The 17,174-nt window shown below is 36.8% G+C and carries 16 protein-coding genes; 6 read left to right on the forward strand and 10 right to left on the reverse strand.

The features are described from left to right. Positions 1-100 precede the first annotated feature (100 nt). The 5 genes from ACFO5O_RS14505 to ACFO5O_RS14525 are packed head-to-tail and all read left to right on the forward strand — an operon-like array spanning position 101 to position 4,904. Positions 101-388 carry a riboflavin synthase subunit beta gene (locus ACFO5O_RS14505; RefSeq protein ID WP_387965027.1) on the forward strand — a complete coding sequence of 96 codons (288 nt, stop codon included), beginning with the start codon at positions 101-103 and terminating at the stop codon, positions 386-388. Further along, positions 388-2,238 (forward strand): DNA mismatch repair endonuclease MutL, encoded by a 1,851-nt coding sequence (gene mutL / locus ACFO5O_RS14510; protein ID WP_387965029.1) that lies wholly within the window; start codon positions 388-390, stop codon positions 2,236-2,238. The genes ACFO5O_RS14505 and mutL overlap by 1 nt, the downstream gene beginning before the upstream one ends. Before the next feature lie 3 nt (positions 2,239-2,241). Then, positions 2,242-3,000: a rhomboid family intramembrane serine protease gene (locus ACFO5O_RS14515; RefSeq protein WP_387965031.1), complete on the forward strand. Its 759-nt coding sequence runs from the start codon at positions 2,242-2,244 to the stop codon at positions 2,998-3,000. Position 3,001: 1 nt separating this feature from the next. Next, the gene (locus ACFO5O_RS14520; RefSeq protein ID WP_387965033.1) at positions 3,002-3,877 is read left to right on the forward strand and encodes a rhomboid family intramembrane serine protease; all 876 of its coding nucleotides are present in this window, start codon (positions 3,002-3,004) and stop codon (positions 3,875-3,877) included. Between the two features lie 7 nt (positions 3,878-3,884). Next, the gene (locus ACFO5O_RS14525; RefSeq protein WP_387965035.1) at positions 3,885-4,904 is read left to right on the forward strand and encodes an endonuclease/exonuclease/phosphatase family protein; all 1,020 of its coding nucleotides are present in this window, start codon (positions 3,885-3,887) and stop codon (positions 4,902-4,904) included. Between the two features lie 106 nt (positions 4,905-5,010). Here ACFO5O_RS14525 and ACFO5O_RS14530 read toward each other — a convergent pair whose 3' ends face one another. The 8 genes from ACFO5O_RS14530 to ACFO5O_RS14565 form a co-directional block, all read right to left on the reverse strand. Continuing rightward, positions 5,011-5,319 (reverse strand): DUF6122 family protein, encoded by a 309-nt coding sequence (locus ACFO5O_RS14530; RefSeq protein ID WP_387965037.1) that lies wholly within the window; start codon positions 5,317-5,319, stop codon positions 5,011-5,013. Beyond that, complete coding sequence (locus ACFO5O_RS14535) at positions 5,319-5,939, reverse strand: WbqC family protein (RefSeq protein WP_387965039.1); 621 nt, start codon at positions 5,937-5,939, stop codon at positions 5,319-5,321. The genes ACFO5O_RS14530 and ACFO5O_RS14535 overlap by 1 nt, the downstream gene beginning before the upstream one ends. A 61-nt stretch (positions 5,940-6,000) precedes the next feature. Beyond that, positions 6,001-7,593, reverse strand: a complete 1,593-nt coding sequence (gene lepB, locus ACFO5O_RS14540; protein WP_387965041.1) for a signal peptidase I — start codon at positions 7,591-7,593, stop codon at positions 6,001-6,003. Between the two features lie 23 nt (positions 7,594-7,616). Further along, complete coding sequence (locus ACFO5O_RS14545; RefSeq protein ID WP_387965043.1) at positions 7,617-7,979, reverse strand: four helix bundle protein; 363 nt, start codon at positions 7,977-7,979, stop codon at positions 7,617-7,619. A 17-nt stretch (positions 7,980-7,996) separates the two neighbouring features. Next, the gene (dapB, locus tag ACFO5O_RS14550; protein WP_387965045.1) at positions 7,997-8,701 is read right to left on the reverse strand and encodes a 4-hydroxy-tetrahydrodipicolinate reductase; all 705 of its coding nucleotides are present in this window, start codon (positions 8,699-8,701) and stop codon (positions 7,997-7,999) included. 2 nt (positions 8,702-8,703) lie between these two features. Further along, on the reverse strand, positions 8,704-9,318 hold the full coding sequence (locus ACFO5O_RS14555; protein WP_387965047.1) for a DUF5683 domain-containing protein: 615 nt from the start codon (positions 9,316-9,318) through the stop codon (positions 8,704-8,706). After that, complete coding sequence (locus ACFO5O_RS14560; RefSeq protein WP_387965049.1) at positions 9,308-10,210, reverse strand: ParB/RepB/Spo0J family partition protein; 903 nt, start codon at positions 10,208-10,210, stop codon at positions 9,308-9,310. The genes ACFO5O_RS14555 and ACFO5O_RS14560 overlap by 11 nt, the downstream gene beginning before the upstream one ends. Continuing rightward, complete coding sequence (locus tag ACFO5O_RS14565) at positions 10,210-10,974, reverse strand: ParA family protein (RefSeq protein WP_387965051.1); 765 nt, start codon at positions 10,972-10,974, stop codon at positions 10,210-10,212. The genes ACFO5O_RS14560 and ACFO5O_RS14565 overlap by 1 nt, the downstream gene beginning before the upstream one ends. Before the next feature lie 140 nt (positions 10,975-11,114). Between ACFO5O_RS14565 and ACFO5O_RS14570 the strand changes: the two genes are divergently transcribed. Continuing rightward, positions 11,115-14,243: a VPS10 domain-containing protein gene (locus tag ACFO5O_RS14570; protein WP_387965053.1), complete on the forward strand. Its 3,129-nt coding sequence runs from the start codon at positions 11,115-11,117 to the stop codon at positions 14,241-14,243. On the opposite strand, the gene ACFO5O_RS14575 is transcribed toward ACFO5O_RS14570, so the two are convergent. Both ACFO5O_RS14575 and ACFO5O_RS14580 read right to left on the reverse strand, forming a co-directional pair. Next, a complete protein-coding gene (locus ACFO5O_RS14575; protein ID WP_387965055.1) occupies positions 14,234-15,685 on the reverse strand; it encodes an aldo/keto reductase in 1,452 nt (483 codons plus the stop codon). The genes ACFO5O_RS14570 and ACFO5O_RS14575 overlap by 10 nt on opposite strands. A 1-nt stretch (position 15,686) precedes the next feature. Next, positions 15,687-17,174 (reverse strand): APC family permease, encoded by a 1,488-nt coding sequence (locus ACFO5O_RS14580; RefSeq protein ID WP_387965057.1) that lies wholly within the window; start codon positions 17,172-17,174, stop codon positions 15,687-15,689.

Genomic DNA, 17,174 nt, shown 5'->3' on the forward strand with positions numbered 1-17,174 from the left:
AAACGCAATATATTTACAAGCCTCCCTTTTTTGGTCTTATTTTTGATTTGTGTATTGATAGTATTATACATTTTAAATCAATACCAAACAACGTAATATTATGGGAATCTTTAGTACACGCCAAAACAAAAAATTTGATTATACACCTCGCTATTACAAGGGTGAAGGCAACCCTTTTGCCATGAAACATAAGTTTGATGATTTTCGGGTTACAGCCGGAAGCAATAAAGGTTTGAAAACTAAATTGAATAACGCAGTAGACGATTATAAGAACAATCCAGACAGACATGGAGCCAATAAACGAGTATTAATTATTATTGGGATTTTAATTTTAATCTTTTTAATCATTATTGAATTCGATTTGTCAATTTTCTTTCAGAAGCGCTAATGGCAGACATCATTCAATTATTACCAGATCATGTTGCTAACCAAATTGCAGCTGGAGAAGTCGTGCAGCGACCTGCTTCGGTTGTAAAAGAATTGCTTGAAAATGCTATTGATGCTGGGGCTTCACAAATAAAGTTAATCATTAAGGATGCAGGGAAGACCTTGATTCAAGTCATTGATGATGGTAAAGGGATGAGTGCTACCGATGCCAGATTGAGTTTTGAACGTCATGCCACATCAAAAATACGAACAGCCGAAGATTTATTTAGTCTGCATACCAAAGGGTTTAGGGGCGAAGCCCTTGCTAGTATTGCTGCCATTGCCCATGTAGAATTAAAGACGAAACAAGAACAGGACGAACTTGGTACTCAAATTACTATTGAAGGCAGTGAGCTTGTATCTCAAGAGCCTACTGTAACCCCAAAAGGCACGACCATTGCAGTCAAGAATCTGTTTTTCAACATTCCAGCGCGACGAAATTTTTTAAAATCCAATACGGTTGAGTTACGGCATATTATTGATGAGTTTCATCGTGTGGCCTTGGTTCATCACAGTTTAGCTTTTATCATGTACCACAATGGTAGCGAATTATTTAATCTTCCAACTAGTAATTTTAGGCAGCGTATAGTCAATGTGTTTGGAGGAAAAACGAATGAGAAATTAGTGCCGGTTAATGAAGCTACCGAAGTACTCAAAATTTCTGGATTTGTTGGTAAACCTGAATTCGCTAAAAAATCAAAAACAGAACAGTTTTTCTTTGTCAACGACCGCTTTATTAAAAGTGCCTACCTCAATCACGCCATCAATTCGGCCTTTGAAGGACTAGTTAAAGATGGAAGTCATCCCAGCTATTTTTTAAATCTCCAGGTGGATCCTAAATCTATTGATATTAATATTCATCCTACTAAAACAGAAATAAAGTTTGATGATGAACACACGCTTTATGCTATTTTACGAAGTTCTGTAAAACATAGTCTCGGGCAATTTAATATTGCGCCTGTTTTAGATTTTGAATCTGACGCTAATTTAGAAACGCCTTATGCCTTCAAAAATAAGGCAGCAGCTATGCCGCGTGTTGAAGTTGACCGCTCTTTTAACCCGTTTTATGACGAGCAAGTTTCTAGAGGTTCTTCAACGCATTATAAAAAAGAACCTGCTGTTCAGTGGGAAAGTCTCTATGTTGGTCTGGAATCCAAAGGAACGCGAGCAAATCAAAATTTTAGTGAGTTGCAGTTTGAAAGTGATAACGAAATGCAAAGCATGTTTGATGATGACGCATCTGAAACCACTTCGCGCAGTACTTACCAGTTTCAGAATAAATATATTATTAGTGCCATTAAATCGGGGATGTTGGTAATTGATCAAAATCGGGCCCATCAACGTATACTATATGAAGGCTTATTGAAAAGCATGACCGTAAAGGAAGCTACAAGTCAACAGTTGCTGTTTCCGTTGGAGTTGCATTTTTCAATAACCGAAACAAATATTTTAGAACAATTAAAGGAAGATTTAGAGCATACAGGTTTTATCTTTTCAGAATTTACAGAAGATAAAATTAGTATTACTGGAGTTCCTGTTAATGTGCCGCATAGTGAGGTTTCCATCATTTTGGAGCAGCTTATTAGCGATGTAGAACAGGAAGTACCCGACAGTAATTTTAGTGCGGTCGATTTATTAGCAAAGTCAATGGCCAAAAGTTTGGCTATTAAAAGTGGTCAGTCCCTAACGTTTACGGAACAGGAACATTTGGTGAATAGCTTGTTTGCATGCAAGGAGCCTAATGTGTCCCCAACTAATAGAATTGCGTTTATTACCATGGGTGTTGAAGAACTGGACAAAAAATTTATGTAAGTTATGATGAGAATATCCGATACGGTTAAGCATTTAATCATTATCAATGTCATTGTTTTTATTGGTGCACAAACCATTGGCGACGGACAATTGTTTTACAAATGGTTTGCCCTTTATTTTCCACAGAACAATCTATTTGAACCTTGGCAGGTGATAACGCATATGTTTATGCATGCCGATTTGATGCATATTTTCTTTAATATGTTTGCGCTTTGGATGTTTGGTTCTGCGGTTGAATATCAGTTAGGAGCCAAAAAATTTCTATTCATATACTTCTCAGCAGGATTAGGCGCCGTTTTGTTTCAATTAGGCTATTATTATTTCGAGTTTTATCCAAGCTTTACCATGCTCGCCAACCAAGGCTTCGAGCCAAATCAAATTATGGAAACCTTGAACTCTGGATTTGGTATGCGCGATACGCGTTGGGATCAATTCTTTTCGGGAGATGGACTGAAAGATTTTTTAAGAGCCTTTAATGCCTCCATGGTTGGTGCTTCGGGTTGTATTATGGGCGTTTTAGCCGCATTTGGAATGATGAATCCTGAAGCCAAATTGATGCTGATTTTCTTACCAATACCTATAAAAGCCAAGTACTTTATTCCGGGTATTATCATTCTGGATTTAATATCTGGAATCACTGGTCAATCTTTCTTTAGCCCAAGCAACACGGCCTATATGGCTCACGTTGGTGGTGCTGTCGTTGGATTTATTATTATGTGGTATTGGCGAAAAAATCAATTTAATAACCATCGCTGGAATTAAGATGAACAAAACGCTGCAAGACTTCAGTTTTAAATTAAACCAACTCAATGTATTTGAAAAAATCATTGCGATTAACATTGTTGTTTATATTGTTGGTTTTTTGCTTCAGCTTGTACTTGGGTCTAAGGGCTATAGTGGTATGTCTTGGTTTGAACTCCCAAAAGATGTTGCGGATTTTATAGTCCAGCCGTGGAGTATTTTTACTTACGGATTTTTACATTATGGCTTTATGCATGTATTTTTCAATTTATTGGTGCTTCATTATATAAGTGTTATAGCGCTCAATTTGTTCAATACAAAAATGGTACTCAACATTTATTTCATGGGGATTCTGGCTGGGGGCATATTATACCTATTTGTGTATAATGTTTTTGGTGAGTTCATGTTAAAGCAAGTTGGATCATTAGTGGGTGCATCAGCGGGCATTCGATCCCTTCTTATTTTTTTGTGTGTCTATATGCCTAACAAAGAGCTTCGCTTGCTAATTTTCAATATCAAATTAAAATATATTGGGATTGTACTCATTGTAATAGATGTTTTGGGTTTATTCAGTTTGAATCAAGGTGGTTATGTTGCCCATATGGGCGGAACTTTGTTAGGCTGCTTCTATGCTTATCAATTGAGAAGGGGATTTGATATTGGAAAAGGTTTTGAAAGGTTTTTAGGTTGGATAACTGCACTTTTTAAGCCCCGATCTCCTCTTAAAAAGGTATATAAAAATAAAAGCAAGTCATTTGCAGGTCATAATAAAAATGAATTTAATGAGTTTACTAAACAAAAACGCATTGACCTTATTTTGGATAAAATCAGTAAAAGTGGTTACGATAGCCTAACCAAAGAAGAAAAGGAGTTTTTATTTAAGGCAGGAAAGGATTAAGCCACCTATGAAAAAACTTAAGCTAATAGACAAGGTCATCTGGATTGCCAATATTTTGGCGGCTACCATGTTGGTATTGTCCTATAGTTTACCTTTTATTGCTCCAAAAAAGTTTGCCTTTCTTTCTGTATTAAGTCTTGCCGTGCCACTTTTAATCGTACTCAATATTTTATTTTTGGTCTATTGGCTGTTGACCGTAAAACGACAATTATTGATGTCTTTGTTGGTACTTGTCATTGGCTACAGCTATGTGTTTTCACTATATAAATTTTCGGCATCTAAAAATATTGAAGATGTTGAAAATATTTCAGTGATGAATTATAATGTGAGGCTCTTTAATTTATTTAAATGGATCCCTGCAACATCTATAAAGCAACAAATCGTTGATTTTATAGCAGATAAACAGCCCGATATCTTAAGTATGCAAGAATACCGTCCTGATGAATCGGTTAATCTAAAAGGCTATTATAAATATGAAGAATTGTCTGGTCAAAAAGTAAAAAATGGACAAGCAATATTTTCTAAATATCCAATTATTCACAGTGGCTCTATAGAGTTCCCAAATACGGCCAATAATGCAATTTATGTTGATATTGTAAAGCATAAGGACACCATTCGTATTTATAATGTGCATTTACAGTCTCTCGGCATCAACCCAGCTAATGAAAAGTTGGACATGGAAACTTCAGAAAATTTAATTAAGCGTGTAGGTACAGTGTTTCGATTACAACAGTCACAAACCGAATTGTTTTTGGAGCATAAAAAACGTTGTCGCTATAAAATGATCATCTGTGGTGATTTTAATAATACGGCCTATTCTTATGTTTATAAAGAAATAAAAGGTGATTTAAAAGATGCTTTTGTAGAAGCTGGAAATGGATTTGGACGAACCTTTAAATTTAAATTCTTCCCTGTACGCATCGATTTTATTTTGGTTGACGAGGCCTTTACTATTAACGGGTTTAAGACATTTGATATAGAATTATCTGACCATTATCCCATCATGACCAAAGTGAAGCTGAATTAGATTAAGCAATTAACAATTAGCCATTAACAATTGACAGTTAGCAGTTTAGAGCTCAAAATGTTTAATATAGTTTCTTTGAAATTTGATATTTGAAGATTGCAATACCTTACATAAGCCAACAATCTACGGTATCTGCTAAGATGTGAATTAATAAACCAATTCCTAAAAGTCGTGTTCTTTTATAAATAGTAATTAGTATATAAATGGCAACAGCGTAATAACTATGTAAAGGGTGAAAATTTATACTACAGCGGCTGGGGTCAAATATAGGATTGGCCAAGAGATGATCTAAATCGATTAGCATTCCGCAGAGCATAATGAGAAAGGCAACCTTCCAAGTGGGTTTAAAAAACACTAGAGCTATGGCTAAAGGCAGTCCAAAATGCAGTCCGTAATGAAGAAGTGTTTGTAACATTACCAAGTAAGTTCTTGTGCTTCCAAATACATTTCGGCATTGGGGCCTTCATTACAAATCAAATCAAGAATACTCAAATTTGGAATAAAACCATGTTTGTCATCAAAAACCTGCACGTATGAGTTAAAGTTGTAGCTAGGTTCTTTCCGGCTTTCAACCAATGTGCGACAATCAATATAGGAGTTAGCCGCCTTATCATATACAGATGTGGTTTGATATTCAAATGACATCTGTAAACATTCGTAAATAGCTTCAAGGCATTTAAAATTAAAATCCATCAAGAACTTGTAAGATTGACCAAACAAAGGAGCGAGGTCATCCCTATAAAATTCAAAAAAAGGAGAGCTGCTATAAGCAGATGTGATCGACTTCCAATGTAAATCTTGCCAATTGGAATCATCGGCAATTACAATATCTTTATACAATTGCCTATTTCGCTGTGAATACACCACGGGTACTGTTAAGGCCATCATACCATTGGCACCGAAAATATGTGTGCGATTGCGATAGGTTTGCTTTTGATAATTGTCACACACTTCAAAGGTTACCGCGTTCGCTTGAGCAATGGCCACAAAACTGGCAATGCTTGGGAAATAGGTGGGATGTAAAAGTATGTTCATTCGAATAGTTGTTTGTTGTTAAGTTGAAATTCAAAAAAATGCTTAACAACTCACGACTTAACTATTTTGCTTTTTTACGTTTTCTCCATTTACTGTAACCAATACCTGCAAATAACACCACTAAAAATGGAATGAAATAAGAAACCGGTTTTCCGCTACCACCAACAGTGGTGAACATACGGTCCCAACGTATTTTGTCAAAGCCTTTGCCGTTTTTATCCCAGCTCATCCATATAAAAACAGGCTTTCCTACGACATGGTCAAAAGGCACAAAGCCCCAAAATCTGGCATCAATAGAGTTGTTTCTGTTATCACCCATCATCCAATAATAATCTTGAGAGAAGGTATAACTGGTTGCTGGTTGGTTGTCAATATAAATCTGATTGCCTTTTACTGAAAGTTGATGACCTTCGTATTCAGTAATCACACGCTTGTATATTGGAAGCACTTCCAAATTAAGAGCAATGGTTTTGCCTTTTTCTGGAATATAAATGGGTCCAAAATAATCTGTATTCCAATTATAATTAGGGTCGTGAGGAAATATGCTTGGATCACGTCGACCTTCAGTATCTTTTCGCAGCGTGATACTGGCAATATTGGGGTGATTTTTAGCCTTGGCTGCAGCCTCTTCCGTAGCTTGAACAAAATAAGTTTCAGATGTTGAGTCATAGCCTATGCCATCGGTAATATCATAGCGTCTTAAAATACTATACACCTGCTCGTTAGAAGATAATTGGCCTTTAAATTCTATGTTATATGAAAACTGCAATTTAGCTCTATCGGGTAACTCATTTTTTTCGCCATTGATGTAAACTACGCCTCCACGAAGTTCTAACGAATCACCAGGTACGCCTACGCAACGTTTTACCAAATTGGTTTTTTTGTCAATAGGTTTATAATAATTCCTGTCTGGATGAAAATCATTCATATCCAGCAGCGTATCTGCGGGTTGATTAAAGACCACGATATCATTGCGCTCTATAGTTTCAAACCCAGGAATTCTCATGTAGGGAAGTTGTAATTTATTTTTCCATGAGTCACTGCCTTTATGGTCGTCAAATAAATACGACTTTGTTTTTAATACAGGAATGGTATCATGTACCATAGGTGCTGCTACCGTAGTCATAGGCACTCTGGCCCCATAATGAAATTTACTTACAAATAGAAAATCACCCACCAATAACGATTTTTCAAGGGATGATGAAGGAATTGTAAAGGGTTGAATAAAATAAGTGTGCACTATGGTTGCTGCCACAACAGCAAACAAAATAGAACTTACCCAATCACCAGAACTTGATTTTGGTTGTAGATCTCTGTTTTCGACATAACTTAGGTCTGTGAAATAATTGAGGTAATAGTTGTAAAACCCTAAAGTAATAACAGCCAAAAAAGTATCCAAATATGAGTTTTTACCAAAGCTGCGAGCAGTTTCTACCCAAACCACTGGAAACATAATCAAATTGACAACTGGTACAAAAAGTAAAATAGTCCACCATCGCGAACGATTTAAAATGGTCATTAAAACGACTGCATTGTATATAGGTACAAAAGCTTCCCAAGCCTGACGCCCAGCTTTAGTATATAATTTCCAGGTGCCCAATCCGTGAATCAATTGAACAATTAATAAAAAGATTAACCACTGCGATAATATCATAAGGATTGATTATTGTTGAATTATTATTGATTAGTTTTAAGGCCCAATTTAGCGGTTTTTCGTGAGGAAATAAAAATTCTTGTAAGTTCGTCCGCTTCTTTTAACAAAGAATTACATATTTCTTTTGAAAGTAAATTGTCCTGAACAAGAAATTCAATCCAAAACAGACTTTCATCTACTTCTTCAATTACAATGCTAATTTTAGATATGAAACTTTTTTTGGATTGTGCCAAACAAGTTGCTCTATAATTGGCAGCAACAGATGTTGAACATCTAATTAGTTGACTTTTAATGTGATTACCTAAAAATGAATTTGGGAGTTCCAAAGCAAGTTTCACACAATTATGCGCAAATAGATTGGTTCTTTCTTTCAGTTCAATGGTCATTAATCAATAGTAAATAATCAATAATCATTCAAATTGAGTACATCTTTCATCGAAAACACCCCTTTTTTGCCTATGATCCACTCGGCAGCAATAACCGCACCTAAAGCAAATCCATCACGACTATGCGCTGTATGTTTGATATCAATAGTATCGACTTGAGAGGTGTAACTAATCTCGTGGGTGCCAGGTACATTTTCTATACGTTTGGCTACAATGCCAATCTCATCTTCTTTTGGTGTGTCTAAAGTCCAATTTTTATAGTTGGACTCTTCAATGATCCCTTTTGCTAAAGTAATGGCCGTACCACTGGGTGCATCCAATTTTTGGGTATGGTGAATTTCTTCCATACTCACTTTATATTGCGTTAAAGTGCGCATCATTCGCGCTAAAGTTTTATTAAGTTCGAAAAAAATATTAACTCCTAAACTATAATTTGAAGCATAAATAAAGGCACCTTTTTTGGTGTGGCATAATTCTACGGCGCTATCATAATCTTCCAGCCATCCTGTTGTTCCTGAAATCACGGGGACGCCATTATTTAGACAGTTTGAAATATTCCCGAAAGCGGCTTGCGGGACGCTAAAATCAATCGCAACGTCAGCTTCTGTGATGTCATAAGCCGTTCCTACGTCTGCTTTGATTACTATGGTATGGCCACGCTCTATAGCTAATTTTTCAATAGTTTTACCCATTTTCCCGTAACCTAATAATGCAATTTTCATGTTTAGAATTTAAAATTTAAAGTCAAACCTAAATCAGAGCTATTTTCCATTTCATTATATTTAAAATGAGGCTTTAAAGCCAGGTTTTCATCCACATTATACTGTAACAAATGAGCATCCACATTGGCATCTATAATGTTTAGCGCATAAAGGCCAATAGTTACCATAATAGAAATTTCTCTACTTCTATTTGCCGCACGTTGCGCCCTAATCAGTGCTTCACTAGTGATACGTGGTGATGCCAAAGGTTTGCCTTCGCTATCAACCCCCCAATACTCATCGGTATTAAACCCAGCTAGCCGGCTTTTGTAAGCATTTCTGAACCCTTTATATTGCTTATTGTTATAGTCATAGATAAGGACACCCGTGGTTAAAGCACCAATAACGATAGGAATTTTCCAATATTTTTTATTGTATGCCTGACCTAATCCTGGTAATATGGCTGAATAAAACGCTGCTTTAGCAGGTGCTAATGCATCAATTTCTTTGCCTGCGATCGTATCTTGAACCACCATTAGGTCGGTAGCTACGGTAGTACTATCTGTTGGAGTCTGTGTAAACCCGACCAACGGAAGCAAAAGAATGAATAGCGTTTGAACAGCAAATTTATTTGGCACCTTTTACAAGTTTTTGAATGCGATTAAAGTCTTCTTCAGAGTGGAATGGAATGGTAATACTTCCTTTTCCGCTTTTTGATACTTTAACGCTTATATGGTGCCCAAAGTATTCCGAAAACGTCTTTACACCATTTTTTATATAGGTAGGAAGTTCTTCAGGTTCGGCTTTAGATTTTGGAGTGCTATTGTTTTGATATTGTCTCACCAAAGCTTCGGTATCTCTTACCGATAGCTTGTTGGTGATAATTTTTTCGTAAATGGCAAGCTGTTTACTTTGCTCATCAATATTGATGATGGCTCTACCGTGACCCATGGAGATAAATCCATCGCGCATACCGGTTTGAATTATAGGATCTAATTTAAGTAAGCGTAAATAATTAGCAATAGTAGAACGTTTTTTGCCTACACGTTCGCTCATTTGTTCTTGAGTTAATTGAATTTCATCAATTAAACGTTGGTACGATAACGCAATTTCTATAGGGTCAAGGTCCTGACGTTGAATGTTTTCTACCAAGGCCATTTCTAATGACTCTTGATCGTTTGCAATTCGAATATAAGCAGGAATAGTTTTAAGCCCAATTAGTTTTGAAGCTCTAAAACGTCGTTCACCCGATACTAACTGAAAGGCGTTGAATCCCAGTTTTCGTACAGTGATAGGCTGAATTACACCAAGTTCTTTAATTGAAGACGCTAATTCACGAAGGGTCTCTTCATTGAAATTGGTTCTAGGTTGAAACGGATTGATTTCTATAGTATCAATCTCAAGTTCAACAATATTTCCAATTACCTTGTCAGCATTCTTATCCTGAACCGAAGAAATATCATTAGAAGGATCTTTTAAAAGTGCTGATAAGCCTCGTCCTAATGCCTGTTTTTTCGTTGCCTTCGCCATTATGCATTCTTTTTAATAATTTCTTTTGCCAAACTTAAGTAATTTGAAGCACCTTTACTACTTACATCATAATTTATGATACTTTCGCCATAACTCGGAGCTTCACCTAATTTTACGTTTCGCTGTATAATAGTTTCAAAAACCATATCGCTAAAATGTTTTTGAACTTCTTCAACCACCTGATTAGATAAACGTAAGCGCGAATCGTACATGGTCAACAACATCCCTTCAATATCTAAGGCTTTATTGTGTATTTTTTGTACACTTTTAATGGTGTTGAGCAATTTACCTAATCCTTCCAAAGCAAAATATTCACATTGAATAGGAATAATAACCGAATCTGCTGCAGTAAGGGCATTCAAAGTTAATAATCCTAAAGAGGGAGCACAATCGATGAGTATATAGTCATAACTATCTTTAAGATGTGTAATGGCCTTACGCATCATGTATTCGCGTTCATCTTTATCCACAAGTTCAATCTCTATAGCTACTAGGTCAATATGAGCTGGGATGATATCTACATGGGGTGCGTTGGTGCTTAAAATACAGTCTTCTGCTGTGGCCGAGTGTTCAATGAGTTGGTAGGAGCCAACTTCTACACTTTCAACATCAACACCTAGTCCAGACGTAGCATTAGCCTGCGGATCCGCATCAATGAGCAGGACTTTTTTTTCTAATACACCTAAAGAAGCTGCTAAATTTACAGAGGTTGTTGTCTTTCCTACACCACCTTTTTGATTGGCAATTGCAATGATTTTACCCATTAAATGATTTGGTTTTAAGAGTGTAAAAATACGATTATTTGTGAGTAAAGAAAATGGAAGTTGTTAACAATACCTTGTAAATAGTAGTCCAATAGTTATTGCCAAGAAATTGTATATTTAAAATCTCAAACTTATACCATATGACCATCAAATTTTGCAAAGTTATTTTCTTGATATTCTGTTTTCAGTCTTCATTAGCCCAAAACATTGATTTTTCTAATTTAGAAAATCTGAAGATTCGCAGCATTGGCCCTGCAAATATGAGTGGGCGTATAACAGCCATAGATGTTGTTGAAATCAACCCAAAAATTATCTATGTTGGAGCGGCATCAGGCGGGGTTTGGAAATCTGAAAATGGGGGTTCATCCTGGAATCCTATATTTGATGATCAACCAACTCAAAATATAGGTGCCATTGCAATACAACAGAGTAACCCTAAGGTTATATGGGTTGGTACAGGTGAGGGAAATCCACGTAATTCCATGAATTTAGGTATGGGGGTTTTTAAAAGCAATGATGGTGGTAAGACATGGCAGCACATGGGTTTAGAAGGCACTAAAACAATTCATCGTATTATTGTTGATCCAAATAATCCCAATACTATTTACGTGGGAGCCATGGGAGATCCGTTCACTCCTAATGAGCATAGAGGTCTCTATAAAACAATTGATGGAGGATTAACTTGGAAACGTATATTATCAAGTAATAATAAAACCGGCGTTGCTGATTTAGTTATGGATCGTCAAAATCCAAACAAACTATTTGCAGCGCTTTATGAGCACCGCAGAACACCTTATTATTTTACTTCAGGTGGACCAGGTTCTGGATTATTTATGACACTCGATGCCGGAGAAACATGGCAGCAAATTGATGAAACTAATGGGATTCCTGCAGGGGAACTCGGTAGGATTGGTATTGCCATAGCCCCAAGTGATTCTAATAGAGTATATGCTAAAGTAGAAGCAAAAAAAAATGCACTGTATAGAAGTGACGATGCAGGCACTACTTGGTATCTGGTCAATGAAGATCCTAAATTTACAAACAACCGTCCGTTTTATTTTCAAGATGTGGCAGTCGATTCAAAAAATCCTGACCGACTTTATAACATATACCAACCCTTGTCAGTAAGTTATGACGGAGGAAAAACATTTGATCCAACACCAATGATTCCCGCCGATGAAACTAAAGGGATTCATGCCGACTTTCACGCTTTTTGGGTCAATCCTATTGATCCAGAGCATTTTATTATTGGAGGGGATGGTGGCTTAGGAATCACTTATGACCATGGAAAGAGTTGGTATTTCCCAGAAACGATTCCTGTGGCTCAATTTTATCAAATAAATGTTGATAATGATATGCCTTATAATGTTTATGGTGGTATGCAAGATAATGGTAACTGGTCTGGCCCTGGTTATACATGGAAGCGTGGAGGAATTAGAACCTTATATTGGCAGTATTTGGTAGGTGGCGATGGATTTTATATCTCTCCAGACCGTGAAAATTCTCGTTTTGGTTATGGCACATCTCAAAATGGTAATATTTATCGCTATGATAAGTTAACGGGTTACTATGTTAGTATACAACCACCTGCGCCCAATGTATCTACAAGATTGCGATTTAATTGGAATGCTGGCTTTGCTCAAGATCCTTGGGATACCAATACAGCTTATTATGGTTCCCAATTTGTTCATATCACGCACGATAAAGGTCAAACTTGGGATATTATCTCGCCCGATTTAACTACAAATAATCCAGAGCATCAAAAGGCAGATTATGGTGGTTTAACTCTAGATGTATCTGGTGCTGAAATCTATAATAGTATTTTAACCATTGCACCTAGTCCAGTTGACCAGAATGTGATTTGGGCAGGAACAGATGATGGTCAAATACAATTAACTAAGGACAAAGGAAAAACCTGGGTGAATTTGACCACTAATGTAAAGGGAATGCCTAAAGAAGCCTGGATTGCAAGAATAAAAGCATCAGATTATTCGGCTGGAACGGTTTGGATGGTGGTCAATAATTATAGAAAAGGGGACTACAATCCCTACCTATTTAAAACGGAAAACTATGGACAAACGTGGACATTAATGGCTGACAAAAACAAGGTGAAAGGCTATGCTTTAGCAGCTATTCAAGATCCTATAGAACCTAACCTTGTGTTTTTAGGCACTGAAAATGGGTTATGGATGAGTTTTGATAAGGGCATTTCATGGACGCAAGTTCAAAATGGATTCCCTTCAGTATCTACCATGGATTTAACGATTCAAGAACGGGAGTCTGCCTTAATCATTGGTACCTTCGGTAGAGCCATTTGGATATTAGACGATTTATTAAGTTTAAGAGAAATTGCAGGCAATAGAATTAAAAAGGGCATCACAGCTTTACCCGTTAATGATGCTGTACAAGTTAAAGGCTTGTTTATCGCCCCGCCTGGGAATATATGGACTGGATTCCACACCACCTTTGAAGGTGAAAATAGAGTGTTTCAAAAAACTGAAATTCCCTTTTATTTAAATGAAATACCCGATTCTACAAGTATAGTGAATGCCGAAATTTATGATAAGGAACAAAGGTTAATAAATACAATTGACCACAAAAACTTGGTGAAGGGGTTAAATTACATCGTCTGGAATTTGGATGAACAAGCCAACAGTTTATATGGAGCACGATCGGGCTCAGAATCTAATGGGATTTCTGTGCTTCCAGGAGCCTATACTATTGTTTTAAATTATAAGTCTTTTAAGGATTCAACAGAAATTAAGGTAATAAAAGATCCTAGATTTGAAATTGATGAGAAGGTAGATGCAGAGTTATACGCATATAGGAAGCTTGCTGATGTGCAAGTTGGAAAGTTATTTGGAATACTCAATGAGGTTGATTTAAAAAAGAAAAAAGTTGAAAGTATAAAACAAGGCTTAAAAGAAAACAGCCCAGTATTTAAAATCGTAAATGAGGCTGCCAATCAAATGCTAATGCGATTAGAGGATTTAAGATCTAAAGGACAAACACCAAGGCCAAAGGATAGACAAGTTGGTGCCTGGCAATCATTTGACGTTTCACCATATTCCAAATTAAGCGATGTACTGCGAATAGCCGCGGCAAGAACAACATTGCCATCATCACAGGACTTGTATCAATTAGAAGAGGCCACTAAATTAATTAGTGATTATGAGCTAATGGTCAATAGCTTTATGTCTAACAACTGGAATTCATTTTTAAAACTATTAGAAGCAAATCATATTTATGAGGAAATTAATCAAGATTGAAGTACTGCTTTTGCTTCAATTTCAACAAGATAACCATCGCCAACTAATTTAGCTTCCACCAAAGTATTAGCTGGATTTATACCGTTAAAACGTTTACCATGTGCACGAGCAACAGGCTCCCAATCCTTAATGTTATTAACAAAGATACGTGTCCGCACAACATCAGTTAAGCTGCCTCCTAACGATTCTAAGGCTGCTTCAATTTTATCAATGATAAAATGTGTTTGGGCCGCTGGGTCATTACCACCTATCATTTTATCTCGATGTGTAGCTGTAGTACCTGATACATAGATGCTATTTCCTTCTCTTACGGCTCTCGAATAGCCTGCAAATTCTTCCCAAACCGTACCGCTGTAGAATTGCGACCTAGACTTAGAAACTGTTTCTACATCAAAAACTTTAGGAATGCTTTCTAAGTGATGGCTTAAATCGCCTGAAGCGGTTAAAAAGGGAGGTTTGCGATATTCATCACCGCAATCACCTGCGATAGGTGTAAGCATTTTTTGAGCAGTTCGTATAATCTGTAAATCATCAGCATCTAAATCTATGCTCAAAATACGTTTATTATCAGCAATATGTTCGCTTTTTCCTAAACGCGCGCCAATAATAATAGAGGCCACTTCGGGGTTTTCTAAAATAGTTCTACTCGCAATATTGGCAATAGAAACCCGATGTTTATCTGCAACTTGTTTTACTGACTTTAAAAGGTGTTGATAAACCTCCCAGCCACCGGCCGCATCAATAAAACGTTTGTATTTCATTTCAGACCAGGTTGATAATTCATTCGTGGATGGTTCAGGTTTATCTAACCACTTATCGGTTAAAAAGCCTCCAGCCAAGGTGCCAAAGGCTAAAATTTTTGTGCCATAGTGGCTGCAAATCTTCACCATTTCCTCATTGGCACGTTGGTCTATTAATGAATGGCATATTTGATTGCTAACAATTGGAATACCACTTGACAGTGCAATTTGCAAATGTGCAGCATCAAAATTTGTAACGCCAATATGCTTTATTAGTCCTTCATCCTTTAATTCTTTTAAATAAAATAAACCATCTAACCAACTAGGATCTGGATAATACCATGCATGAAATTGCATTAAATCAATGGAGGATTGCTGCATTCTGTCTAAAGCTTTTGTTACAGCGTCTTTCACATCTGTTTTACTGATACTACCTGGTTTTGGAACCCATTTTGTGAAAAGTTTAATGTTATCTTTTTGCGGGTGGTTATTTTTAAAAGTACCTGCAATTATTTCGCTCGAACCATAATGATCTGCCATATCAAAGGAGCTTAATCCTGCATCGGCATAGGGTTTCATATGTACTGAAGTTTCTAAAGGATCATGTGTTTTGCCATGGCGCTCCATGTCAGCAATTTGCCATAACCCTGTGACGATGCGAGAAATTTGTAAGCCAGGAGCCAATTCTATTGTGTGTTGCATATTATTCTTTAGGTAATGTTTTAAATTTTAGTTTAAGGTTACTTTCGTTTAAACGCAAATGTTTCCATTTGTAGACGAAAATTATGCTTGCAATGATCATAACGAGTATCCAAATAAGAGTCGAATGAAAATACCAAGCTTCGACGTTTGATGTTAAATCCTTGTAGGTGTGAATACATAGAAAGCCCAATAGAAAAATGATACCAAACCATCCAATACCTAATTGAAGTTTTCTGCTTTTTAGTACTGATATTTTGCCCGCCAATTGTGGGTTAAATTGTTTAATAGTGATTAGTGTTATACACATCAATAAAAAATTTACCATCATAGAGGTAACCATGATATCAATGCCTAGAAAAAAATCACCGGCAAAATGCGATCCCAAAACACCAATACTTGCCATAATACCTGCCACAATAAGTGCGATGTAAGGGGTATGATGTTTTTTATGAACTTTGGAAATTACGGATGGGAAAATACCGTCTTCGGCCCAGGCAAACATAAGTCTAGAAACCGAAAGTAGCATGGCAGGAAGATCATTTATTAAAGCTATCGTCGCCCCTAAGATTATAGCTACACCTAAACTAGGAGGCAAAACGTAACTTAGTAATCCTGGTGCGGTAATATCTTTTGTAGCTGCTTCTGATGCAACAAAACTCCAAGGGACAGTATTATAGACGGCTGCCGAAAACAAGAAATAAAAGATACCAACACCAATAATCGCAAACATGATGGCTCTTGGTAATGATTTGGTCGGTTTTTTAGCTTCACCACCTGCTTGAGCAATGGAATCAAAGCCTATAAAGCTTGAAAACAATAAGGCTGCAGCAGATAAAAATATGCGCCAATCAAAACCTATGGTTGAGGTAGGACTAAATAATCGCCCTTCCTTTTCTTGCAATGCCGTTATAAAATCGCTTTGAGTATAGCTAAACCCTGCAAAAATTACAATGGCGCCTAATGCAAACATTAAAATCATCATAGGAATGAGGATGCGCTCATAAGATTTTATACCGTTAATATTTACGAGGATAAACCCCCAGATTAAAATTAAGGCAATACTCACGCGTACCCATGCAATTTCAAGCAGAATGGCGATAGCATCCCATCCTAATCCTATGGCTACATCCCTCATAAACGGTACTGTGATATAAGCTATCACTCCAATGACTATAGATAATCCGAACCATTGTGAAAAACTAGCGACAAAACCTAAATAGGGATTTAGTCCACGGCTTGCATAAATATAACTGCCACCTGCTCGGGGCATTGCCGATGCTAATATGGCGTAAGCTAATGCCGCAAATAGGGCAGGAATAGCTGCAAAGGCAAAAGCCGGTAATACATAAGGACCTATGCCAGGAACATTTCGTTGAATCATAAAGGGCACCACATTAATTGAAGCGCCTAGCATGGAGCAAATTCCCGTGGCAGTGAGGGCTAAAACACCCATTTGCCGAGTGAGTTTGGTTGGTTTAAGGTTTGCCAT

It is taken from the genome of Geojedonia litorea (assembly GCF_042654525.1).
Lineage (GTDB): Bacteria > Bacteroidota > Bacteroidia > Flavobacteriales > Flavobacteriaceae > Geojedonia > Geojedonia litorea.